The sequence below is a fragment of the Roseivirga sp. UBA838 genome, from assembly GCF_002296035.1.
GTDB lineage: Bacteria > Bacteroidota > Bacteroidia > Cytophagales > Cyclobacteriaceae > Roseivirga > Roseivirga thermotolerans.
Genome location: NZ_DBHC01000043.1, coordinates 2,179 through 24,631, shown reverse-complemented (window position 1 = coordinate 24,631; position 22,453 = coordinate 2,179). Strand labels below are relative to the sequence as shown.

Here is a 22,453-nt window from a genome sequence, read left to right as displayed (position 1 = left end):
GGCCAACTTTTTATCAGCTTTTTTATATTGAAATGCAGCTCTCAGATACCCTCGTTTAAAACCTGAATGAGAAGGCCGCTAATAGGAAAATAGCGGGTAAAGTAATGAAGTTGCGAAGGAGTTTATAGAGAAGGGCTATAGTTCCATTCACTATTAAAAACAGAAGAGTCCAAATCAACAAGAAAGACCAGTTTCGTGTAACGAAATAGGTATCGTGAAGCTGTACATCACTGGATTGATTCAAGTCCATAGGGTTTATAGCCGTGAGAAAGTAAATGACAATGGCCAGAACAGCGCTCGATAACAACCAAAGCTTCCAAATTCTAATATTCTTCATCAAATCATCAAATTGATCACATCTTCCGCATAATTTCAGACTCGTAGAAGTAGCAGCCTTTGTCTTCCTGACGAGCTACTTTCATCATGGCATCTACAATTTTGTCTGCATGAATAGGCCGGTATTTTTTCCACGGGCCAATAAAAGGAATAAACTTGGTAATGAACTGAGCAAACTTTTCACCCGGCCTTCTTTCTTCCCTTACCCCTCTAATCAGCGAAGGTTTGAAGATGTATATGGTTCGGTAGTTCAGGAAGGAGACTTTATCTTCCAGCTCCCCCTTCACCCGGTTATAGAAAAAGCGGCTGTTCTTGTTTGATCCCATTGCTGAAACGAGAAAAAATCTATCGGCTCCGGCATTTAATGCCGCCTTGGCCAATTCATAGCCATATGTAAAGTCAACTTTGTAGAAAGCTTCTTTGGAACCGGCTTTTTTCATGGTCGTGCCCAGGCAACAAAAAACATCATCCCCCTTGGGGAAATCCGTCATTTCAGAAAGCTTGTCGAAATCTACAGTCAGCTCCTTGAGCTTCTCGTGCCGGATACCTAATGGCTTGCGGACCAAAGCAATGACCTGACCATAGTTTTTGCTTTGTAAAAGGTTTTGAGTTAACGACCTTCCAATCAGCCCGCTTGCACCGGCAATGATTGCAGTTTTTGAATCCATACATCTAAAATAGCCAAAAATTCATTCTGAAAGGTGACCCCTTTGTCTTTGGCATACCACAGGTGCATGTATTCCGTAAACTCCTTGCCCGATTTAGCCTGGGTTTGTTTGTTCTCTAAAAATTCGCGTTGTATCAGATCAGGTCTGGGCCCCCAGTGCCCCAGCACTTCCCCATCGGCAGAAAGCCCGATTATTATGGGAATAGAACGCGCCCCGTTGGTCAGAAAATTATTCATAACCTCGGGGTTCTCGTCTCTTAAAATCAGCCGTAAATTAATTTGTGGGTTTAGTTGGGTCATTTTATGCACAAACGGCAACAGTTGTCCGGCATCGCCACACCACCCTTCAGTAATCACTAACCAGGTCATGGGCACATCTATACGGCTAACCATGGCTTCCAGAGCCGGTAGGAGCTTGCCAATCTTCTCCCACTTTTGCATGCGCTTTTGGCTTAGAACGGCATAACTTATCATTGACTCAGACTGGTTGGCTCCTGTTGTTTTTCCCTCGAGCAGCAACTGGTCTATTAACTTGCGGTAGGCAGCATAACTATAGGCTGAGTCGATCAGGTCGGCAGATAATTTCATTGGATTCAAACAAATGTTCGATGTTGCAACACCGAGACTAACGAGATAAGTTCAACTTTTCCCATTCTTTATACTTGTCCAAATCATCTTTAAAAGATTTGCCTAACCATACCAATATGGTAGCATCGTCTATAAGGCCAACAATGGGGATAAAATCGGGCAGGGCATCGAGAGGAGCCACAAAATAAAGCAATCCGGCCACTATCATTACAAGAGTTTGCCAGGGTATATGAGGGTAATGCCCATTCACCGAGTTGGAAAGCATTCGTACAATCAGGTGAACGTAGGCCACTACTTTGCCTTTCAGGGTTTCATCATCTTCCAGTGCATCCAGTTTCTTCTGAACCCTCAAAAGCGTTTTTTTCAGAGCCTCAGAATTGCCCACAATTTCAACTGCCTTTTGTTTAAATCGGTCAAAAACCTTTTTTTCTTTTTCGTTGGGTTCCGTTCTGCTCATAGTCTACATCAATTGTCTTGCTTCAGCTTTTATAAACGAAAGACTCTCTGCCACCGGGTCTCGGTTCTCTTTTATCATAAGATCAAAAATAGCTTCCGCCAAATCAATGGCATTGTTTTTTTCGGTCATGGTTTCACCCGCCTTTTGTATGGCAGCAACAATATCATTGATGGAGCCCTTTACCTTTTTCCAGGCATCATCGCTCACATATACCTGTTGCGAAAGGTTGTGATTTACCTCTTCTCTAATTTCTTTTTGCAATAATTGCTGAAACTCAAAAGCCGATATAGAAGGGTCGCTTAATCTAAGCAGCATGTTATTGGGCGATATACGTTCCAGAAGTAGTGCCAGCCGTTCATAGGCCTGAAGACGCAACGGAAGTACCGTTTCAACCGTTTTTGACTTCACTTCGAGCAACTGCTTTTCGAATTGTTTTTGTAGAAAATTGCGTGTCACTAAATACATAGCATACATAACCAATGCTGCCGGAACCAGAATCTTTATTAACTCAGTTATATAGTCCATATCTAAGGCCTGAAACTTTTGGGCTCAATTTAGATTTTAAAATAGTGAGAATCTTAATGTAGGTATTAAGTTTACGCCCGAAATGGAGAAAAATTCTACAATTCCTGCCTTGCAACCGGTTAAACTAACCGAGAAAGCGATAGCTGAGGTAAAAAGCATTATGGAAAACAAAAGCATACCCCAGGGCTACGGGTTGCGCATTGGCGTAAAGGGTGGCATGGGCTGTGCCGGTCTTGGCTACATGCTTGGTTTCGATAAACCCAAAGAGGGTGACATAAGCTACCAGGTTGAGGGCATTGAAATTCACGTAGAGAAGAAACAAACCATGTACCTTATTGGCCTTGAGGTAGATTTTTACGAAGGTAGCGATGCCAGAGGCTTTACTTTTAACTCTCCAAATACCCCTTAATACTAACTTAGTTTTCACACACAATTCGTTGAAAAAAGATATCTACGTTTTAGGCACAGGGCTTTCTCACAATGGTTCATCTGTTCTACTTAAGAATGGCCGCGTATTAGTAGGTATAGAAAAAGAAAGATTAAGCAGAATTAAACATGACGGAGGAAATGACAGCCTCACCACTGAATACTGCCTGAAAGCAGCCGGAATTGGCCTTGACGAAATAGATTTGGTCGTTCAATGTGAAAATTTTGTGATCCCCTCCAAAAATGAGTTTAAAGGCCCTCGGGTTTTCAAGAATTATCCAGACGAGAAATTTGTCTCCATTTCGCATCATTTGGCCCATGCGTATAGCGTCATAGGCACTTGTCCGTACAAAAAATTCAATGTTTTAGTCATTGATGGTTGCGGGAGTCCATACGACCAATGCAACGATGAAAACCTACCTGATCTGAAAGAACTCAACCTAAACTTTAGTGACGGGCTAATTTGCGAGAAAGACAGTTATTACCACTATGATGGAACAAAGCTTCATACGTTGTTTAAAGATTTCAGTCCCCTGAACACCCAGAAGTCTCCCTGGTTGCCAACCACCAATCATTCCATTGGCGGTTTCTACTCCGCCATTAGCCACTATTGCTTCGGAAACATGGATGATGTAGGCAAGCTTATGGGGCTTGCGCCCTTAGGTAAACCCGAAATTCAGCATGAGGCCTTCTACTTTGAAAAAGGTAGAGTTTTTCTCTCTCCGCAATGGGACCAACCACTTACAACACCCGCTCATCATTGGGAAGGTTTTAAACAGAACAGGCAGCACTATGCCAACATGGCCTTTTGGGCTCAAAGGGAGGTAGAAAGAGCCGTAGAATATATTCTTGAGTCGCGTTTAAAAGGTGAAACTGCAACCCCTCTGGCCTACACAGGAGGAGTTGCGCTCAATGCAGTGGCCAACAGTCGGCTAATCAGAAAAGGAGTAGTAAATCAACTATATATTGAACCTGCTGCTGCAGACAATGGCATTGCCCTTGGTTGCGCTTTCTATGGTTGGCTGGAAATAGTAAAGGGGAAAAGGCAAATTCATAATGGAAGTACCTGCTTCGGCAGCTCTTACTCGTTCTCAGCTTCAAAAGAAACAATTAACACCTTAAAGAATTGCTCCATAAAGGAATTGGACGAAGAAAATCTGCTCGAACAAACCGCTCGTCTTATAGCCAATAATAAGACAGTGGGCTGGTTTCAAGGGGGCTGTGAATTTGGCCCAAGAGCGCTAGGGCGAAGATCCATACTCGCCAATCCTTCAAACCGGAGCATGCAAGATCATATCAATAGTCATATCAAATTTCGAGAAGACTTTCGCCCTTTTGCCCCATCCATACTTCCCGAAGAGCTTCACAATCTGTTTCAGGACAAATTAAACAGTCCTTATATGATTTTAGTCGATAGACCGATCGACTCCGCCATAAATCAATTGGCAGCTGTTATTCATGTCGATGGTAGCTCAAGAACTCAAACCGTAGAAAAACAATGGAACCCAAGGTTTTATAAGCTCTTGAAAACCTTAAAAAAACATACCGGTGTAGGTGCAGTACTGAACACTTCATTCAACAAAAAAGGACAGCCTATGGTTGAAAAACCTGAAGAGGCGATTGACTTGTTTTTGAATTCAGCAATGGATGCATTGGTCATTGAAAACCACCTTATTTCTAAACAATCTTTCGTTTATTAGCATCTAAATTTATGCCTTGAAAGAGAAATCATTCGACATAGTGGTATTGACAGACAACCGCTATGTGGCCCCAGAAAATCCCGGCTGGTACGTACAAAATATTCTTAAGGAAGATGGTCTTGTGGTAGAAGCACTGCAAAGCAAGGGCTTTAAAGTGACAAGAAAAAGCTGGAGCGACCCAGACTTCGATTGGTCCTCTACTAAAGCAGTACTTTTCCGCACCACCTGGGACTATTTCGATCGGTACGAAGAATGGAAGGGCTGGCTCAAAAAAGTGAGTGAAGCCACCGAAATGATCAATCCATACCAATTGATTCAGTGGAATATGGATAAGCACTACCTCAAGGATCTTCAGGTTAAGGGTATAAACATTCCTGAAACTCACTATGTGGAAATTGGAGTGGTGACCAACCTGGCTGCTCTCTTTGCTCAGAAAGAGTGGACAGATTGCATACTGAAACCCTGTATCTCCGGAGCCGCAAGGCACACTTACAGAATCGACCTCTCCAACATTCATGAATACGAGCCTATTTTTCAAAAGCTGATTCAGCAAGAAGCCATGATGCTTCAGCCCTTTCAGAAGAATGTGGTGGAAAAGGGTGAAGTATCGCTAATGGTAATGGGAGGCCAGTTTACCCATGCCGTACTAAAAATTGCTAAACCCGGTGACTTCCGAGTCCAGGACGATTTTGGCGGAACGGTACATGAATATCAACCTACTTCGGAAGAAATTGCCTTTGCAGAAAAAGCAGTGGCCGCCTGCAATCCACAACCCTACTATGCCAGAGTAGACATTATCCGTGATAACAATAATGAATTGGCTGTTATTGAAATGGAGCTTATTGAACCGGAGTTATGGTTTAGACTGAAGCCGGCAGCGGCCGAGGTTTTGGTTGAAGCGATCAGCAAGAAGGTTCAAGCATACCAAGCGAAATAACTAATTGCAACAATGTTGCAATTATAATTTAAGCCACTACCTTTGTCTAAAAGCTAAAGGATGCAAAGATTTGAGGTTATTATTATTGGAGGCAGTTATGCCGGCCTTTCAGCAGCTTTGGCCTTAGGCCGATCGTTGAGAAAAGTGCTGGTGGTTGATAGCGGAAAGCCATGCAATCGCTTTACTCCGCACTCCCAAAATTTCCTTACACATGATGGCCGAAAACCTGCTGCAATCAGTGCAATTGCAAAGGAGCAAGTTCAACAATACAAAACCGTAGAGTTTTTGGACGGCTTGGCATTGAGTGCCGAAAAAGCACCTGAGGGCTTCACTGTAGAAACAGACAAAGGCTCTTTTACAAGCAAGAGGCTCGTACTAGCTGCTGGCATTAAAGACATTCTACCCGATATCCCGGGAGTTGCTGAATGCTGGGGAAAATCGGTCATCCATTGTCCATACTGCCATGGTTATGAGTTTCATGGGCAACCGACAGGCATACTAGCCAATGGCGACAAAGCTTTTCACTATGCACAACTCATCTCAAATCTAACCCAGGAACTCACCATTTTTACCAATGGCAAAATCGATTTGCCTACTGAGCAGCTAACCGCAGTAAAAAGAAACAACATCACTCTTGTAGAAACAGAAATTGAACGAATAGAGCAAGAGAATGGCCAAATCTCAGCAGTAGTTCTAAAAGACGGCAATACACACCAAATCAATGCACTCTACCATAGTCCGCATTTTGAACAAGGCACCAATATTGCGACAAGTCTGGGCTGTGAAATTACGGAACAGGGTCTAATCAAAGTAGATCAAAAGCAAATGACCTCCGTACCAGGCGTTTATGCATGTGGCGATGTTTCTAACATGAGAGCCGTATCGGTAGCCGTATCTTCTGGCACTGTGGCAGGTGCTGTTATTAATTTCGATTTGATTCAGGAGAGCTTCTAGAAACATCAATACAAAAACTCAAAAGCGCTTTTATAGCCTCCCGTTTTCTGGGCGTAGTCCAGTACCGCATTGTAGAAGTTGTCTTTACCAAGAGTTCCTGAATCACCAATAATCACCAACTGATTTCTGGCACGAGTCATGGCCACATTCATTCTTCGGTACTCTTTGAGAAACCCAATTTCACTTTTATCATTAGACCGGGTTAAGCTGATATAGATGATATCTCTCTCCTGCCCCTGAAACGCATCGACTGAATTGATGGTAATGTTCTCCCGCACCTCATCAAAAGCAGGGTTGTCCTTTATTAAGTCATGCAAAACCTCTACCTGGGCTTTGTATGGAGCAATGATGCCAATGGAAGTATCCGGTAAGATGTTGTCACCTAAATGTTTGACCAACAAAGCGGCCTCTTCTTCATTGTATGTACTAAGGGTCTGCTTTTTCACCTTTTCGGTGAATCCTGCTCCGGCAGTATCTATAAACACAAAGTGCTCCAGCTCCATTGCATAGGTGCGCTCCAGTACCTCATTGGCCGTTTTGAGTTTTCCTTCATAGAAGTAATCGCTGGAAAACCTCATAATATTCGGGTGCATCCGATACTGCGTTTGCAGCATAACAGTAGCTTCAGGTAATCCTATTGCCTTCTCAAACAGAGTGTTCTCTAGTCCCTCCTTTGCTGCCTTTATCGACTTGACGGTGGGCGGTAGCTGCTGGTGATCTCCTGCCATTACTACACGATAGGCCTTGCGAATGGCAATCCATGCCGCAGGCTCAAGCGCTTGGGAAGCCTCATCTATAAAAACGGTTTTGAAGACACGATCATTGACCAGCGAATGGGTTGAACCGACCAAAGTACAGGCTATGACTTGCGCCCTATCCATGAGATCTTCGGTAATGTGCTGCTCAATTCTATCGGCATCTTCTTTGAGCATTTTAGCTTCTTTCCTAAGCAGATTGCGCTGCATACGCTCCTCATGGCCGAAGTTTCTTTTATACTTGCCGGCCATTCTCCGATACTCTTCCGAGCGCTTTCTTATCTCGCGAAGCTCCTTAAAATAAGCATGACTAGCTATTTTGACATCCAGACTATTTTCGATTACCTCCGGAGTAAGGCGAGCCGGGTGGCCGAGCCGCAGCACTTCTATTCCAAGTACATCTAGCTTTTCAACCAGCAGGTCTACTGCCGCGTTGCTTTGGGCACAAACCAGCACCTGTCGCTCGGTTTTTACCACTTCTTTAATGGCATTGACAAGGGTGGTGGTTTTGCCTGTGCCTGGTGGGCCGTGAATTATCGCCACATCTCTGGCATTAAAAACCTTAGTGAGTGCCTGATTCTGACTTTCATTAAGGTTGACTGACTGAAAATCATATCCGCTTTTAAAGGCCGGCCGGTTAGCCCCGTAAAATATCTCTCGCAACTCAGCCAGCCGTCCGTTTTCTGCCTTCAGCACTTCCATAAGTGCTTTGTGCATTTCGCGGTAGCTGCCTTCATCGAAGAGCAGGTTCACTCCCAGCTTTCCATCGCCAATCCAATCGGGCAAATCGTCATCGTTAATGACAATCCTCATTTTGTTATCCCGAATAAAGCTGATAACCCCTTGAGTAGTGCAATCCCTTTCATCTTGCCCTAGAAACAAACTGACCACCGCTCCCGACTGAAAGGCGTGGTTTTGCTCCAGGTGTGAAGTACGTTCCAATTCAACGGTCCAGCGCTCACCGGTACTTATGAAATGATTGGCCTTTACCACCGGATACCAGGTAACCCCTTGTCTTCTTCTTTCTTCAAGAGAAGTGTTCAGCATCTTTTGTTGATACTGAGCATAGTCTTCGTCCTTCTCTATTTTCAGAAGATCAATAAGCTTGGATATTTCGGCCTGAGCTGGAGTCATTTCTTAGAAAGGCCGCAAGATGGCGGATTGTTTTTAAAAATACTGTTCAAAACTTAATAGGGTTACTTACTTAAGTCGTAAGAAGTATATTTCTGAACCTTGCCTCCGTTTGTGCCCTCACAAATGGCTGTTAAATCACGTTGTGAGGACACAGCTTGTGGCTAGTATACTGGATCTAACAAATGCGATCTAAATGAGTAACCCTAAAACTTAATTATGAAAGTCATGATTAAGCGGGGTAGATATCTCCGTCAAGTCGGGATAAAAACCTTTTTAGGTTGAACAAACCCCAAATTTCAATTGGATCATCATCCCCGACCTGATCGGGATCTCAATTGTTTTGAAAAGGGTTTGGGGATTACTCCCGATTTTTTTCGGGACGGGAATTACGAAATCACCGACTATTTACGTGCCCGGATCATCGTTATCTTGGATTGCTCAATTTTAGCATCAATAGGCGGATTTTTCTTGGCTACAGACACCTTCACTTCTGAAGCTGTTGGAAACTGCTCGAAGCATTTTTCAATAATTCTGCCGGCCACGCGCTCCAATAGCTTGGTTGGGATTTCCATTTCGGCTTTCACTAGCGCATGCAGTTCTTCGTAGTTGACGGTACCGGAAAGTTCATCGGTTTCAGCGGCCTTTTCGAAAGAAGTAGTGAGGGCAACATCCACCACAAAATGATTCCCCTTTTCTCTCTCCTCTTCATAAAAACCATGAAAGGCATAGAACTCCATGCCTTCCAGCGCAACGATATCTTTGTTCATCGATTCGTTTAAATATTGGAATGAATATCCTCACTCATTCGACAGTGAATACACCATCTATGCTATGAAGTGAGCTAATTGAATCAATCAAACTGATCGAAAAAAGAACCCTTCTCTTTCTTCTCAGTGGTTTCTTCAACCATTTGTTCTTCTTTAGGTGTTTTGGCTTTGGGCTCTTCTTCCACCTTTTCCTCTTTTTGAGTTTCGGCTTCCGGGGCCTCATCAATGGCCTCTACCATAGCAATGGTTTCCTCATCGTCAGAATCTTCCACCATTTCATCAATGCTGGCCTCTGCTTCTTTTTTCTCGTTGTGGGCGATGATTTTATTCACATCTACGGGAGCCACATTGTCATTGACCTCCCTTGCTAACTCCTTTGCTTTTTTGAGGTGGGGTTTAATGTCGGCCGGAAAATCTTCGTGTCGGCTGAGTTTTGAAAGAATATCTTCAGCCAGCATCTTCAAATCGCTCATTAAAGACGATTTGTTGGCATCCAAGCTTCTGAACACCTGCTCTAACTGACGAATCTCATCTTCCATATCGTCCACAATCATACGCGCCTTATCTTCAGCATCTTCGATAATCGACTTGGCTCTGGATTTAGCCTCACTCATCAGGGCATCGGCCTTCATCTCTGTCTCGCGCATGTGCAGCTCGGCAGTCCTTGTGGCTTGTTCAATCATATTGGCCCCGGTATCTTCTGCTGTTTTCAACGTTTTGAAAAGCGAGTTTTCTACTTCACGTAGTTTTTTCACTTCTTCTTGCGCTGCTTCCAACTTAAATTTCAACTCCTTATTCAGGTCGTTGAGCTTCTCCCACTCCAGGGAAAGCGAATTCAAAAAGGCTTTGACTTCGTCTTTGTCATAACCTCTAAAGTTCTTTTCGAACTCCTTTTGTCTAATTTCTAATGGTGTAATATTCATTCCTCAGAAAGATTAAAATTAATATTCCAAACGGATATACTCCGATCGTCACTTGCCGATACCAATAGGTTGTTGAAGTTTGACCAAAGCACTTTGTTGACTGAGGTGCCATGCCCTGCGTGCCTTGCCTTATCGATTACTTTAAGGAGTTGGTAAGTCGCGGCATCCCAGACCTTTATCGACTTATCCATGCTACAAGTTACAAAATGTTTGCCATCAGCACTAAAAACCAGGTGGTTAATTGCATACATATGAGCCACTATGGCTTGTTTGAGCTCATAGCTTTGGTTCACCTCCCAAATCTTCAGGTGGGCATCTCTGCTACCACTGATTAAGTAACGCTCATCGGGTGAATATTGTACGGTAAAAACCGAAATTTTATGAGCTTCAAACTCTTTTTTCTTACTGAATGTCTGTAGGTTATAAATTCGAATATAATTATCGCTAAACCCAACTGCCAACTCATTGTTTTTCGGACTAATGGCGATACATCTGGCACTTTTGTCGGAAGCTTTAATAACCCGTAAGGTTTGAAGTGTGGCAATATCCAGCACATGAACCTCTCCGTTGCCCAATGCACAGAAAATATGATCGTTCATTACCTTTATATCGAAAATAGCCGCATTACCCAATTTAATTGACCCCTTCTCTTTCTTTTCGGTAAGATCGATAATATGAATGCCATCGAAGTTTTGGCCTACTATGAGTGCATTGCGTTGGGAATAATAACAAAGGGCATATACAGAATTGGGCACTTTAGCTACCATCTTTGCCTGTTCGAGGTTAGTAAGGTCCCACTGGGCTACTACACCATCGCCACCCGAAGAAAAGAACACATGTGGTTGGGGCCCTGGTGCTAAGGCGTAAACACAATCCTGATGGGCAGCAAGAGTATTTACTTTAGCGACTTGAATTTTAGACATATCTTTGGCCTTTGAATTATCCGTTGCAAAGCTAAGCAGCCGCCAACCAAAAACTTAGAAAGCAGATGCCTATTATTAAAAAAGGTGAAGTAGAAGAAAATGTTCATTTTGCCATTTGGCAAATTGAAGAGGAGGCCGACACTCTGCAGGAGTTTTTGAACCTGACCATTCAGGATGAGGAGCTAAACAGTATAAAAGTAGAATCGCGCAGAATCGAATCGCTGGCCGCACGCTGTGCGTTGCGGGTTCTACTAGAGCCGTTTGGCGATTTCGAGATTTATAAGGATAAGTTTGGCAAACCTCATTTGGTAGACGAGAGCATAGGGCTATCTATTTCGCACGCTAAGGGTTATGCTGCTGCAGCTATAAACCTCAATGGCCCCATAGGTATTGATATTGAACACGAGCGTGAGCAGGTGCTCAAAATCGCTCATAAGTTTGTTCATTCCAGCGAACGCAAATGGGTAGATGGGGATATTAATCGCCTAACCCGGGTATGGAGTGCCAAAGAGGCTTTGTACAAATTGCACGGCCGAACTCAGTTAATCTTTGCAGAACAACTCATCACTAAGAACCTGGACAGGCCCTACGGTGAAGGAAAAATTATTGAGAGAGATGAGGGAGTATCTCTATACAAGCTTTTTCTACCAGCAGACACTCCCTTAACTACGGTTATTGCTTACTGATTTTCTTTGCTGGCTTCTATAATGGAGAGCATCTGCTGCACTTCATTGACCTTGTCATTATTACCCAGTTTTTCATGAGCATTCATGAGATTGCGTAACACTCTGGCAATAATATCAAGATTAGTGCAAGGCTCATAGAATTTTTCGTTCGGAGGCAGCCTCAGGTTAGTGATGTACTCATCAATTTCTTTTTTAGAAAACACCAAGCCTCTGTTAAAGGCATTGATGTAGAACTGCACATCGCCTTGCTTGTAAGTCATTACAAACAAATTGGGCAGATTGACTCCATAAATTGGCATTTTTAGCTTTTGAGCAACCAACATATAGATTATGCAAAGCGATATTGGATTACCTTTTCGGGTTTGCAACACCACATTGAGCATGGAGTTTCCTGGCGAATGAAAGTTCTTAGTGTTTGCTCCAAACTTCAGCTTATTGAACATTACCGAGTTGAGCAGCTTTACCTGATCTACAGGGTGTAAATCCGTCTTAAACTCTAACCAGGCGTCATAATAAATTTGTTCTACTTCTTTACTGAGTTGCTCTAATTCCAGATCGGGGTACTGATAGGTATTTATCAGCCACATACCTTCCAATAAGTCGTGGTTTCCCTGAACCTTCCAGGCATAGAGCTTTTCTTTTGTTAACTCAAACTGCAGGTTGTGCACCAACTCTTCTATGCGCTTTTGCACCACCGGGTTAAAGCTATTTTCCCATTCAAACTCCAGGTAAGGAATAATGTAGGTTCCCAAGGCCATGATTCTATTCTCTACATGCTGAACCACCTCCACATCGTCATCGTCTAACAATGACACCAATGCCTTGAGCTCACTATTGTTTAAATGATTTGTCTCTTCCATACTTATGTCTGAATCACTCCTACATTAAACGCTTCTTTAATGGGGGCATGATTAGCAGCTTCTATTCCTTTAGATATAATTTTTCGGGTGTCTTTGGGGTCAATAATACCGTCTACCCACAAACGGGCGGCAGCGTAATATGGGCTCATTTGCTCATCATAGCTAGCCTTTATTTCATCGAGTAGTTTCTTTTCTTCCTCCTCACTTATCTCTTTACCTTGGGCTTTTAGTGTAGATACTTTTATCTGAAGCAAGGTTTTGGCCGCAGAAGCTCCACTCATTACCGCTATTTGTGCGGTCGGCCAGGCATAAATGAGGCGTGGATCATAGGCTTTGCCACACATGGCATAGTTGCCTGCTCCAAATGAATTGCCTGTAATAATGGTAAACTTAGGTACTACCGAATTAGCCATTGCATTGACCATTTTAGCGCCATCTTTGATAATGCCACCGTGTTCGGCACGGCTGCCTACCATAAATCCGCTTACATCCTGCAGGAACACCAAAGGAATTTTCCGCTGGTTGCAATTCATTATAAATCGAGCGGCCTTATCGGCAGAGTCAGAGTAAATCACTCCTCCCATTTGCATTTCGCCTTTTCTCGACTTAACCACAACCCGCTGATTGGCTACAATTCCAACAGCCCAACCATCAACTCGGGCATAGCCACATACTATGGTTTGGCCATACTTCTCTTTGTATTCATCGAACTCCGAGCCATCTACCAGGCGAGCTATAATTTCGCGCACATCGTATGGCTTCACCCTGTCTTGAGGCATTATTCCATAGAGTTCATTGGGATCTTTCTCCGGCAGTCGGGGTTCCTTTCTGTCGAAACCGGCCTTTTCAAACTCCCCAATTTTATCGAAAATGGATTTTATGTAGTCCAAACAGGCCTCATCATTTGGAAACTTGTTATCGGTTACTCCCGAAATCTCACTTTGGGTGGTTGCTCCTCCGAGAGTTTCATTATCAATATCTTCGCCAATGGCGGCCTTTACCAGATAAGAGCCTGCCAGGAATATGGAGCCTGTTTTATCTACAATAGCTGCCTCATCGCTCATAATGGGCAAATAGGCTCCTCCGGCCACGCAACTTCCCATAATGGCAGCTACCTGAATAATTCCCATTGAAGACATCCGGGCGTTGTTTCTAAATTGCCTGCCAAAGTGTTCTTTATCGGGGAAAATTTCATCTTGCATGGGAAGAAAAACACCTGCACTATCGACCAGATAAATAATGGGCAACCGGTTTTCCATGGCTACCTCCTGAGCCCTCAGGTTCTTTTTGGCGGTTATTGGAAACCAGGCTCCGGCTTTTACAGTGGCATCGTTGGCCACAATAACACATTGACGTCCACTAACCCTTCCTATTCCTGTGACCACTCCACCTGAGGGGCATCCGCCAACTTCGGTATACATGCCGTCTCCGGCAAAAGCTCCTATTTCAACAAAATCATCAGAATCGTCAACAAGGTAGTCGATACGCTCTCGGGCAGTAAGCTTTCCTTTATCGTGCTGTGCTTTTATCTTTTTCTCTCCTCCGCCAAGTTTAACTTTCTTCAGTTTGGTATTTAACTGAAAAAGCAGCTGACGCATGCTGTCGTCATTTTTATTGAATTCTAAATCCATTTCCTTTAAGTGAGTTGCTCAATTTCTATTACGGTTTACAGGCTAAAAATAGACCTGCACCCTCAGATTTCAAACTTGAAATTGGAGCTACTGTTTTTGCACTACCTGTTTGATTTCCTACTATCGGCTGGCGGACGGTTCTTTCTGCCAAAAATAGAGAAGTGCATATAACGCTTAGGATTGTACCTCAGGTCGATCATCAGACTATCTAAATCGGCCATGGTCCGATTCAGGGTATTGTACAGGGAGTCGCTGGTAAGCAGCTTGCCAAGTGTACCATCATCAGAGTTGAGTCGGGCAAGGAAGCTCTGCGTAGAATAAAGCACCGAATCGATTCGTTCCAGCCTGCTCTCCACATCAACCGCATTGAGCTTTTCGCCCAGTTTTTTGTATTCGTCCATTAGAGGCTTTACACCTCCCATGGCCGCCACGAGCGAATCTGTTACATATTCCAGCCTAAGGTTGAATTGTTCCATTGAGGCCTGGGCCAACTCGTTGGTAACAACCAGCCCATCTGAAAGTTTCTTAAAATTATCTATGGCTGCCGCAATGGTATCCGTTTTTTCAGCAAATGGCTCCAACACATTGTTTATTCTATTCACCAAGGCGGTGAGTTGGTTGGCTGCCGAGAGACCTTCCTGAGTAAGTAGTTCTGTAATACCTCCATCAATTTCTCCGATTAGCGTGTCGCCTTTTTCCAGTATCCGAGTACCTCCGGAATTCAATACCAACTGCACTTCAATTCCTCCAAGAAAATCAGGCTTAGCTAATCTGGCCAGGGTACTATCGGTGAGCTTAATGGTTTTATCTATAGCCAGCGTTACTAAAATTTCATTGTACTGTTCGTTAGAAAAACGCCTCTCTATTACGCTTCCTACATCAAGACCATTGAGAATAACCCTGTCACCCTTGTTGAGCCCACTTACATTGGGATATTTCACATAGTATGTGGTAAGCGGAGAAAAGACATCGAGCCCTCTAAGGTAATTAAACCCAATGTAGAGCGATGCTGCCATGAGCACTACAAAAAGACCAACTTTGAATTCTTTACCTTTAGCCACTAGTTATCTAACGTTTTCTGATACTCGAAATAGTCGCGAATAGCCCTGAAAATGGCCGAAGCAATATACTCCTGAACCTCAGGGGTAGAAAGCTCTCGCTCTTCTTTCGGGTTGGTAAGATAACCTATTTCTATTAAAACACTTGGCATTGCTGTGTTCCAAAGTACCCAAAGACTCGATTGCTTTACCCCTCTGCTGTGTCTGCCCGCACGCTTAGAAAACTGCTCCTCAATGTTTTGCGCTAACAAAATGCTGTTTTCCTGAAATGCTTCCTGCATAATTTCGAACATAATATTTACCTCCGGAGCATTGGGGTCGAACCCCTGATAAAGCTCTTTATAGTCTTCTTCCAGAAGAATTACAGAGTTCTCACGCTTCGCTACTTCAAAGTTTCTTCCTTCGTTTTTGGTTCCCATCACGTAGGTTTCAGTACCATAAACATGAGAGTTGCCGGCAGGCATGGCGTTCGCATGTATAGACACAAACAAGTCGGCCTCCATATTGTTGGCTAGCGTGGCACGAACTTTGGGGTGACTGTACTCATCTTTTTTGCGGGTAAAAATCACCTCAATGTCATCGGTATATTTTTCAAGATATTCTCCCACTTTAAGAGTAACGGCCAAAACCACATCCTTTTCCAAAAGTTTGGAACCTCTTGTACCGGAGTCTTTCCCACCATGTCCGGGGTCTAAAACTACCTTATACTTCTTTTTGGCCGTTTGTGCGGGCGAAACAGTCGGGCATACCACCAGAAGTGTTAAAAGAACTAAAGGAATCAGATAAAATTTCACTTCGATGCGCATGAAACGGCTGATTGAGATAACTTTACGCAAAAATCTTAAAAATTCGGAAAAACCGAAATTCAGCGTGTTTTCAAACGGGAAAATATTCTTCATTGTTTTAGCCATTCTCTGTACTTCTTCTTTGAAGGCTCAGTTTATAAGAGCCGGACAAGAAAGTAGACAAAATCGTGCCGAAGCCGAACAACCGGTTAAAAACGACACCGTACCGGGTATTTCCGATTCGCTACAGGTTGTGGTTGGAGGGATTCAAACCACCATTAAATACTACGCTGAAGACTCCATCATCACCAAACTGCTTACCAACCAAACCTACCTCTACGGAAACGCTAAAATTGAATATGGTAATATAAAGCTGGTTGCAGAAAGAATAACTATAGATAAAAACAAGAACGAGCTAATGGCCACCGGTATTCAGGACTCGCTGGGCAACTGGGTGGGCAGACCAATTTTTCAGGATGGCCCTGATATTTTCGATACCGAAGAGATTCGCTACAATTTTGAAACACAAAAGGCCATAATTAAAGGTGTGGCCACCAAACAGCAAGATGGCCATTTGCGCGGCAGTGTAGTGAAAAGAAATGCCGATCAGAGTGCATACATAAAGGACGGCAAATTTATACCCTGTCTGGACGACCCTGATGCAGGCACCTACATTAAGTCTTCAAAAATTAAAATTAACCCGGGTAAAAATGTGATAACGGGCCCTTTTCTATTGTATGTAGGTGACATACCCACTCCCTTGGGGCTTCCCTTTGGTTATTTCCCGGACACGCAAGAATCTACCTCTGGCATTCTGTTTCCTAAATATGGAGATGAACGAAGAAGAGGGCTTTTTCTAAAAGAAGGAGGCTATTACTTTGCCTGGAACGATAATATTCATACCGCAGTTACGGCCGATTATTACTCCAAAGGAAGCTGGGCTACTCGTATTCGATCGGTATATAAGCAACGCTATAAATTCAGTGGGCAGTTTGACCTTACCTATAATCGCAACATTACTCCCGACTATGAAGTAGATGCCTTGGACTCTAAAGACTTTTGGGTTTCTTGGTCTCACCGACCGGACTCCAGAGGGCGCAACGGGCGTTTTTCGGCCAGTGTAAACGCAGGAACAAGCACCTACAATCAGAACAACCTGGGTACCGTTAACCTTCAGAACAATATACGGTCGGAGTTTAGGTCGAATGTGCAGTATAGTGGGGTAATACCTCGCTCACCATTTAGCTATTCCTTTAGTGCCCGCCACAACCAAAACGTACAGACTGGGATCATAGACATTTCATTACCGGAAATGTCGCTGAACATGAACCGGGTATACCCTTTGCAAAATTCAGACATTGACCTTTTAAAAAGGTTCAACTTTGGCTGGCGATTTAATGCATCGAACCAAATCACAAACATTGTAAGACCCGGAAGTGCGGGTTTTCAAATTGCCAACAAAGCTGAGGCAAACGACACCATTGCCGTTGGTTTTGACACTTTAGGAGAACTACTGGACAATGCAAAGAACGGTGCCCGACACAACATCGATGTTTCCACCTCCTTTTCGGCACTAACCTACCTTAACTTTTCGCCTTCTTTTCAAATAGAAGAACTCTGGTATCTGGAAGAACTGCAATATGAATTTCTCGAAGACCAGAATGCTGTGAGAATAGACACCATCAATGGTTTTTCCAGATCGATGACTTATTCGGCCGGTATTGGAATGACCACCCAGCTTTATGGCATGTTCAATTTCAAGAGAAGTCGCAGGGTTGAAGCCATCCGCCATATCATGACTCCTTCAGTTTCTTTTAGCTACAGGCCTGATTTTAGTGATCCAAAGTATGGCTATTATCAGCTTGTACAAACCGACACCACCGGAGGGGGAAGATTCCGATTGCTTTCTAAATACGATGGTTTCCGCTTTGGTACGCCAAGCCTGGGAGAGTCTGCTGCCTTAGGTTTTTCGCTCAATAACAAATTTGAAATGAAAGTAAAGAGCGACACAGCCAAGTCGGAGAAAGTAGCCTTACTGGAAAGCCTTAATTTACAGGGTTCTTATAACTTCTTAGCCGATTCATTCAGGCTATCCCCCATTCAAATTACTGCCAGAACCACCCTTTTCGATAGAAAACTAAACATCAATATGGGGGCCACGCTCGATCCTTATGCCTATTTGCCCGAAACCTCTGAAGGCGTAACCACTTTACGGCCTGTTGATGTACTGGCCATTCGATCCGGCCAGGGGCTGGGCAGAATCACAAGTGCCCGATTCTCCCTTTCCACTAACCTTAATTCGAGAGCTTCGGCCCCTATGGGAGGTGGTGGACGCTTTGGTGGCGAGAGTATTGGTGTTGGAGATTTCGGGGGTGATGGCTTTGGCAACAATAATGAGAACGAATATGGCTCGTTAAACGATGGTGGTGGTGCACTGGCAGCCCAAATGGGTGAATATTTTTATGACCCAAATGCCTATGTGGATGTGGAAATTCCCTGGAACATTCGGTTGAGCTATGACTACAGTTATCGCTGGACACCCACCAACCAGGTAACGCGTCAGTCGGTAAAGGCTCATGGACAGGTGGCTCTTACTCCAAAATGGCAAATCACATATAATACCGGCTACGATTTCTTCGAAAAAGAATTCACCACCACTTCTATTGGTTTGTATAGAGACTTAGGTTGTTGGGAAATGCGAGGCAACTGGATTCCATTTGGTGCCTTTACTTCTTATACTATCGATATTCAGATTAAGTCTTCCGTACTGAAAGACCTGAAAATAAGCCGCAGAAGAAGCCAGTTTGAAAACAACCGAGGTGGATTCTCCTCTTTCTAATGCTACATTTCTTTTAAAGGGCTGGAGTAAAAAAAATCCTCTCAAAGACTGCGACCTTATTTGGTCCGGTACTTTAAGAGGATCTTTAGAATTGTTGTAGCGATTAGGCTACCGGCTCTACTGTAAGTGCATCGTTAGTCTTTTGCACTTTGGCCAACCCATTGCGGGTCAATTCTTTTATGGCTTTATCCCATTTCTTGTTAGAAAGCCCGGTACTCTCTTTAAATACATTAAGATCGGTAACACCCGCAGCCTTCAGAGCATCCAGTACTCCTTTTGCGTCTTCGCTCAACTCCACAGACACCTTCTTTTCAGGTTTCATCTGAGGGAAGAACAATACATCTTGTATGGAGTTGGAGTTGGTCATAATCATGGAAAGTCTATCAATACCTACTCCCAAGCCGGCCGTTGGTGGCATTCCATACTCCAGTGCGCGCAAGAAGTCTTCATCTAAAACCATGGCCTCATCGTCTCCACGCTTGCCAAGCTCCAGCTGCTCTTCAAAGCGCTTTCTCTGGTCTATCGGGTCGTTCAATTCAGAGAATGCATTGCAAATTTCCTTTCCGTTACAAATAGCCTCAAAACGCTCTACCAGTCCTTCTTTGGTTCTGTGCTTCTTGGCCAAAGGAGACATTTCTACCGGATAGTCGGTAATAAAAGTTGGCTGAATGAGCTTTGGTTCGCAGTGTTCACCAAAAATCTCATCGATGAGTTTTCCTTTGCCCATGGTATCGTCCACCTCAACCTTTAGTTCCTTGGCCGTCTTTCTCAATTCATCTTCGTTCATTTGAGAAATATCAACCCCGGTAAAGTGTTCTATAGCCTCAAACATGGTAAACCTCTTCCATGGCCTCTGGAAGTTGATCTTATGCTCTCCTACCTGCACCTCGGTGGTTCCATGAAGGTCTAGCGCAACCTTTTCAATCATTTCCTCCACCAAATCCATCATCCAATTGTAGTCTTTATAAGCTACATAAAGCTCTACCTGGGTAAATTCGGGGTTGTGGAAACGCGACATCCCTTCGTTTCTAAAGTCTTTAGAGAACTCAAATACACCATCGAAACCTCCTACTATAAGCCTCTTTAAGTATAGCTCATTGGCTATCCTCAAATAAAGAGTCATATCGAGCGTATTGTGATGGGTTTTGAACGGTCTGGCGGCAGCTCCACCATACAGGGGCTGAAGAATGGGGGTTTCTACTTCCAGATACCCTCTATCGGCCAGGAAGTTGCGCATAGAATTTACCAATTGCGTGCGCTGTACGAAGGTCTTTTTTACGTGCGGGTTTACCACCAAATCAACATACCGCTGACGGTAACGTTGTTCAGGATCGGTAAAGGCATCATGCACTTTGCCTTCGGCATCTGTTTTTGGCAATGGAAGTGGCTTCAACGATTTGGCCAAAACCTTGAGCTCAGTAACGTGTACTGAAATTTCTCCCACCTGGGTTTTAAAAGCGTAGCCCTTAATGCCTATAAAATCTCCTATGCCCAATACCTTTTTAAATACGGTATTATAGAGTGTTTTATCGTCTCCCGGGCAAAGGTCATCTCTCCTCAGATACACTTGAATTCTGCCCTCAGAATCTTGTAGTTCAGCAAAAGATGCTGAACCCATAATTCTTCGGCTCATAATGCGTCCGGCAAGGCTTACCTCTTTGTACTGCTCAGGATTTTTTTCGAAATTCTGCTTTATCTCTTTGGTATAGGCAGTAACCTCGAATGTTTCTGATGGATAAGGATTAATGCCTAGTTGCTCTAGTTCCTCCCTTTCTTGTCTTCTTTGTATCTCCTGTTCGCTTAGTGCTTGCATGACGCTTCAAAATTTTGGAGCGCAAAGTTAATGATTCAACAGGATAATACGAACAGACTCAGGCAGAACTAAAATTTATCCTGATGGCCTAGTTGTTTCTTAAATAATTTTCTTCGGCTCATCTCCTTTCTAAGCAAGCTAAGCTCTCTTCCGCTTTGCCCTTTCACCGAGGTGTTTTCATTGGCTCTTCTAATAAGGTATGGAATAGTTGCTTTTAAAGGACCGTACGGCACATACTTTATTACATTATAACCTGCATCGGCCAAGTTGAACGAAATATGATCGCTCATGCCATATAGCTGACTAAAGTATATACGGTGGTCATTCTTTTGCAAGCCAAACTCGTCCATAACAAGAGTGAGTTTGTAGTTAGAAATTTCGTTGTGGGTACCACAGAAAAGACCGATCTGGTGGATATTTTCTACGCAATACCTTACCGCCAGATCAAAATCCCTGTCGGTTGCTTCTTTGTTGGGTTGAATAGGATCTTTATAGCCCAACTCTTCAGCCCGATCGCGTTCTTTCTCCATGTAGGCTCCGCGAACCAATTTGGCCCCCAACCGGTAGCCGCTATCAACGGCCTGCCTGTGCATACTTTTTAGGTTATCGAGCATGCTATGGCAGTACATCTGAAAAGTATAATAGATGAGTGCTTTTTCGCGGTTGTAGATACTCATCATTTTCTGAGATATCTCATCAATTGGCTTCTGAATCCAGGTTTCTTCGGCATCAATCAATACAGAAACATCCTTTTCATAGGCCAGACGGCAAATTCTGTCTACCCTATCAAAGACACGGGCGTAAGCAGCCTCCTCTTCCTGAGTAAGTTTTTCTCCGGCATGAATTTTTTCGAGCAGATCGAAAGAAGCCAACCCCGTTACTTTAAAGGCCGAAAAACGGATATATTCCATTTCCCCTGCCCTCTCTATGGTGCGAAGTATCTCATTGGTTGTCTGGTCGAATCCCTCTTCAGACTTTTCTCCTTCTACTGAGTAGTCGAAGATGGCCCCTATTCCAAAAGCTGCCAGTTCGTTGGAGGATCTTTGGCAGCCATCGAGCGTTTCGCCTCCGCAAAAAATATCGAAGATGGTAGATTTTATGAGCTTCTTTACAGGAAGCCCGGTGGCTAGTGCAAACTTGGTAAGGCTTGTACCCAATTTTACCAACCATGGCCATTGCATGGTAGAAAAAATGAAATGACGTTTTTTGAGAGCTTCATCAGTTTTAGCACGAAAAGCCACTTCCAGCTCATCAAAATCAACAAACTTCTTTAGTTCCATAGGCGATTTTCGGTCGGCAAATATAACAACAAACCAATACCTTTCTACATTTGTTAAGGCTCTGTAAAACAGGAATAGAATGGTTGTGCGCGAACTTAAAGACTGGTACCCTCAATACAATAAACCTTTGCTTATTTCAGGCCCTTGCAGTGTAGAAACGGAGGAGCAACTGAGAAACAGTGTTCTCCCTATTATTGATAAGGTAGACTTTGTTCGGGGTGGTATTTGGAAACCCAGGACTCGCCCGGGGAATTTTGAAGGACATGGCGAACGCGCATTGCAATGGGTACAAGCCCTTAGAAAGGAGACTCCTTTTAAATTTGCCATGGAAGTAGCTACTCCCGAACATGTTGAGCTGGCTCACAAGTATGAAGTAGACTTGGTTTGGATTGGTGCCAGAACCACCGTA

Annotated in this window: 21 protein-coding genes and 1 pseudogene; 7 read left to right on the top strand and 15 right to left on the bottom strand. The window is 43.7% G+C overall.

What is annotated here, in order from left to right; translation table 11 throughout:
* Positions 1 to 55 precede the first annotated feature (55 nt).
* Genes B3O12_RS16545 through B3O12_RS16525 form a run of 5 tightly spaced genes read right to left on the bottom strand, consistent with a single transcriptional unit; the run spans position 56 to position 2,573 of the window.
* Complete coding sequence (locus B3O12_RS16545; protein WP_286757119.1) at positions 56 to 337, bottom strand: hypothetical protein; 282 nt, start codon at positions 335 to 337, stop codon at positions 56 to 58.
* A 16-nt stretch (positions 338 to 353) separates the two neighbouring features.
* Positions 354 to 1,004 carry an oxidoreductase gene (locus tag B3O12_RS16540; RefSeq protein ID WP_286743580.1) on the bottom strand — a complete coding sequence of 217 codons (651 nt, stop codon included), beginning with the start codon at positions 1,002 to 1,004 and terminating at the stop codon, positions 354 to 356.
* Entirely contained in the window at positions 962 to 1,591 is a 630-nt protein-coding gene (locus tag B3O12_RS16535) for a thioredoxin family protein (RefSeq protein WP_286757118.1), read from the bottom strand. Before B3O12_RS16535 ends, B3O12_RS16540 begins: the two co-directional genes overlap by 43 nt.
* Positions 1,592 to 1,628: 37 nt before the next feature.
* A complete protein-coding gene (locus B3O12_RS16530) occupies positions 1,629 to 2,048 on the bottom strand; it encodes a YkvA family protein (RefSeq protein WP_286743585.1) in 420 nt (139 codons plus the stop codon).
* 3 nt (positions 2,049 to 2,051) lie between these two features.
* Positions 2,052 to 2,573 carry a hypothetical protein gene (locus tag B3O12_RS16525; protein WP_189630324.1) on the bottom strand — a complete coding sequence of 174 codons (522 nt, stop codon included), beginning with the start codon at positions 2,571 to 2,573 and terminating at the stop codon, positions 2,052 to 2,054.
* A gap of 82 nt (positions 2,574 to 2,655) precedes the next feature.
* On the opposite strand from B3O12_RS16525, the gene B3O12_RS16520 reads away from it, so the two are divergent.
* The 4 genes from B3O12_RS16520 to B3O12_RS16505 are packed head-to-tail and all read left to right on the top strand — an operon-like array spanning position 2,656 to position 6,590.
* On the top strand, positions 2,656 to 2,982 hold the full coding sequence (locus B3O12_RS16520) for a HesB/IscA family protein (protein ID WP_189630323.1): 327 nt from the start codon (positions 2,656 to 2,658) through the stop codon (positions 2,980 to 2,982).
* 28 nt (positions 2,983 to 3,010) lie between these two features.
* Positions 3,011 to 4,699 (top strand): carbamoyltransferase family protein, encoded by a 1,689-nt coding sequence (locus B3O12_RS16515; RefSeq protein WP_286757117.1) that lies wholly within the window; start codon positions 3,011 to 3,013, stop codon positions 4,697 to 4,699.
* 16 nt (positions 4,700 to 4,715) lie between these two features.
* Positions 4,716 to 5,636, top strand: a complete 921-nt coding sequence (locus B3O12_RS16510) for an ATP-grasp domain-containing protein (RefSeq protein WP_286757116.1) — start codon at positions 4,716 to 4,718, stop codon at positions 5,634 to 5,636.
* 60 nt (positions 5,637 to 5,696) lie between these two features.
* Complete coding sequence (locus B3O12_RS16505) at positions 5,697 to 6,590, top strand: NAD(P)/FAD-dependent oxidoreductase (RefSeq protein WP_286757114.1); 894 nt, start codon at positions 5,697 to 5,699, stop codon at positions 6,588 to 6,590.
* 5 nt (positions 6,591 to 6,595) lie between these two features.
* Here the strand turns inward: B3O12_RS16505 and B3O12_RS16500 are convergent, their stop codons facing one another.
* From B3O12_RS16500 to B3O12_RS16485, 4 genes are all read right to left on the bottom strand, one after another.
* Entirely contained in the window at positions 6,596 to 8,479 is a 1,884-nt protein-coding gene (locus B3O12_RS16500; protein WP_286757113.1) for an IGHMBP2 family helicase, read from the bottom strand.
* A 401-nt stretch (positions 8,480 to 8,880) separates the two neighbouring features.
* Positions 8,881 to 9,246: a dihydroneopterin aldolase gene (gene folB, locus B3O12_RS16495; protein WP_286747505.1), complete on the bottom strand. Its 366-nt coding sequence runs from the start codon at positions 9,244 to 9,246 to the stop codon at positions 8,881 to 8,883.
* Between the two features lie 83 nt (positions 9,247 to 9,329).
* Entirely contained in the window at positions 9,330 to 10,169 is an 840-nt protein-coding gene (locus tag B3O12_RS16490) for a DivIVA domain-containing protein (RefSeq protein WP_189630313.1), read from the bottom strand.
* Complete coding sequence (locus tag B3O12_RS16485) at positions 10,166 to 11,092, bottom strand: WD40 repeat domain-containing protein (RefSeq protein ID WP_286757112.1); 927 nt, start codon at positions 11,090 to 11,092, stop codon at positions 10,166 to 10,168. The genes B3O12_RS16490 and B3O12_RS16485 overlap by 4 nt, the downstream gene beginning before the upstream one ends.
* Before the next feature lie 65 nt (positions 11,093 to 11,157).
* Between B3O12_RS16485 and B3O12_RS16480 the strand changes: the two genes are divergently transcribed.
* On the top strand, positions 11,158 to 11,778 hold the full coding sequence (locus B3O12_RS16480; protein WP_286747507.1) for a 4'-phosphopantetheinyl transferase family protein: 621 nt from the start codon (positions 11,158 to 11,160) through the stop codon (positions 11,776 to 11,778).
* Here B3O12_RS16480 and B3O12_RS16475 read toward each other — a convergent pair.
* From B3O12_RS16475 to B3O12_RS16460, 4 genes are all read right to left on the bottom strand, one after another.
* On the bottom strand, positions 11,772 to 12,638 hold the full coding sequence (locus B3O12_RS16475) for a transglutaminase-like domain-containing protein (protein ID WP_286747508.1): 867 nt from the start codon (positions 12,636 to 12,638) through the stop codon (positions 11,772 to 11,774). The two genes, B3O12_RS16480 and B3O12_RS16475, sit on opposite strands and share 7 nt — an antisense overlap.
* A gap of 2 nt (positions 12,639 to 12,640) precedes the next feature.
* Positions 12,641 to 14,269: an acyl-CoA carboxylase subunit beta gene (locus B3O12_RS16470; protein ID WP_286757111.1), complete on the bottom strand. Its 1,629-nt coding sequence runs from the start codon at positions 14,267 to 14,269 to the stop codon at positions 12,641 to 12,643.
* Between the two features lie 101 nt (positions 14,270 to 14,370).
* Entirely contained in the window at positions 14,371 to 15,330 is a 960-nt protein-coding gene (locus B3O12_RS16465) for an MlaD family protein (protein ID WP_286757109.1), read from the bottom strand.
* A complete protein-coding gene (locus B3O12_RS16460) occupies positions 15,330 to 16,133 on the bottom strand; it encodes an N-acetylmuramoyl-L-alanine amidase family protein (RefSeq protein WP_189630307.1) in 804 nt (267 codons plus the stop codon). Before B3O12_RS16460 ends, B3O12_RS16465 begins: the two co-directional genes overlap by 1 nt.
* Between B3O12_RS16460 and B3O12_RS16455 the strand changes: the two genes are divergently transcribed.
* Positions 16,126 to 18,951 carry a putative LPS assembly protein LptD gene (locus tag B3O12_RS16455; RefSeq protein ID WP_189630306.1) on the top strand — a complete coding sequence of 942 codons (2,826 nt, stop codon included), beginning with the start codon at positions 16,126 to 16,128 and terminating at the stop codon, positions 18,949 to 18,951. The genes B3O12_RS16460 and B3O12_RS16455 overlap by 8 nt on opposite strands.
* Before the next feature lie 103 nt (positions 18,952 to 19,054).
* Here the strand turns inward: B3O12_RS16455 and lysS are convergent, their stop codons facing one another.
* Complete coding sequence (lysS, locus tag B3O12_RS16450) at positions 19,055 to 20,764, bottom strand: lysine--tRNA ligase (protein WP_286747512.1); 1,710 nt, start codon at positions 20,762 to 20,764, stop codon at positions 19,055 to 19,057.
* A 68-nt stretch (positions 20,765 to 20,832) separates the two neighbouring features.
* Positions 20,833 to 22,044 (bottom strand): proline dehydrogenase family protein, encoded by a 1,212-nt coding sequence (locus B3O12_RS16445; protein ID WP_189630304.1) that lies wholly within the window; start codon positions 22,042 to 22,044, stop codon positions 20,833 to 20,835.
* 79 nt (positions 22,045 to 22,123) lie between these two features.
* On the opposite strand from B3O12_RS16445, the pseudogene B3O12_RS16440 reads away from it, so the two are divergent.
* A pseudogene (locus tag B3O12_RS16440) lies at positions 22,124 to 22,453 on the top strand (3-deoxy-7-phosphoheptulonate synthase); the annotation flags it as partial.

Excerpts from the sequence above, each read along its gene's own strand:
- B3O12_RS16540 (WP_286743580.1), bottom strand. The coding sequence starts at position 1,004 with ATGGATTCAAAAACTGCAATCATTGCCGGTGCAAGCGGGCTGATTGGA.
- B3O12_RS16505 (WP_286757114.1), top strand. The coding sequence starts at position 5,697 with ATGCAAAGATTTGAGGTTATTATTATTGGAGGCAGTTATGCCGGCCTT.
- B3O12_RS16480 (WP_286747507.1), top strand. The coding sequence starts at position 11,158 with ATGCCTATTATTAAAAAAGGTGAAGTAGAAGAAAATGTTCATTTTGCC.
- B3O12_RS16445 (WP_189630304.1), bottom strand. The coding sequence starts at position 22,044 with ATGGAACTAAAGAAGTTTGTTGATTTTGATGAGCTGGAAGTGGCTTTT.
- lysS (WP_286747512.1), bottom strand. The coding sequence starts at position 20,764 with ATGCAAGCACTAAGCGAACAGGAGATACAAAGAAGACAAGAAAGGGAG.
- B3O12_RS16485 (WP_286757112.1), bottom strand. The coding sequence starts at position 11,092 with ATGTCTAAAATTCAAGTCGCTAAAGTAAATACTCTTGCTGCCCATCAG.
- folB (WP_286747505.1), bottom strand. The coding sequence starts at position 9,246 with ATGAACAAAGATATCGTTGCGCTGGAAGGCATGGAGTTCTATGCCTTT.
- B3O12_RS16530 (WP_286743585.1), bottom strand. The coding sequence starts at position 2,048 with ATGAGCAGAACGGAACCCAACGAAAAAGAAAAAAAGGTTTTTGACCGA.
- B3O12_RS16500 (WP_286757113.1), bottom strand. The coding sequence starts at position 8,479 with ATGACTCCAGCTCAGGCCGAAATATCCAAGCTTATTGATCTTCTGAAA.
- B3O12_RS16460 (WP_189630307.1), bottom strand. The coding sequence starts at position 16,133 with ATGCGCATCGAAGTGAAATTTTATCTGATTCCTTTAGTTCTTTTAACA.
- B3O12_RS16455 (WP_189630306.1), top strand. The coding sequence starts at position 16,126 with ATGCGCATGAAACGGCTGATTGAGATAACTTTACGCAAAAATCTTAAA.
- B3O12_RS16535 (WP_286757118.1), bottom strand. The coding sequence starts at position 1,591 with ATGAAATTATCTGCCGACCTGATCGACTCAGCCTATAGTTATGCTGCC.
- B3O12_RS16490 (WP_189630313.1), bottom strand. The coding sequence starts at position 10,169 with ATGAATATTACACCATTAGAAATTAGACAAAAGGAGTTCGAAAAGAAC.
- B3O12_RS16520 (WP_189630323.1), top strand. The coding sequence starts at position 2,656 with ATGGAGAAAAATTCTACAATTCCTGCCTTGCAACCGGTTAAACTAACC.
- B3O12_RS16545 (WP_286757119.1), bottom strand. The coding sequence starts at position 337 with ATGAAGAATATTAGAATTTGGAAGCTTTGGTTGTTATCGAGCGCTGTT.
- B3O12_RS16470 (WP_286757111.1), bottom strand. The coding sequence starts at position 14,269 with ATGGATTTAGAATTCAATAAAAATGACGACAGCATGCGTCAGCTGCTT.
- B3O12_RS16525 (WP_189630324.1), bottom strand. The coding sequence starts at position 2,573 with ATGGACTATATAACTGAGTTAATAAAGATTCTGGTTCCGGCAGCATTG.
- B3O12_RS16475 (WP_286747508.1), bottom strand. The coding sequence starts at position 12,638 with ATGGAAGAGACAAATCATTTAAACAATAGTGAGCTCAAGGCATTGGTG.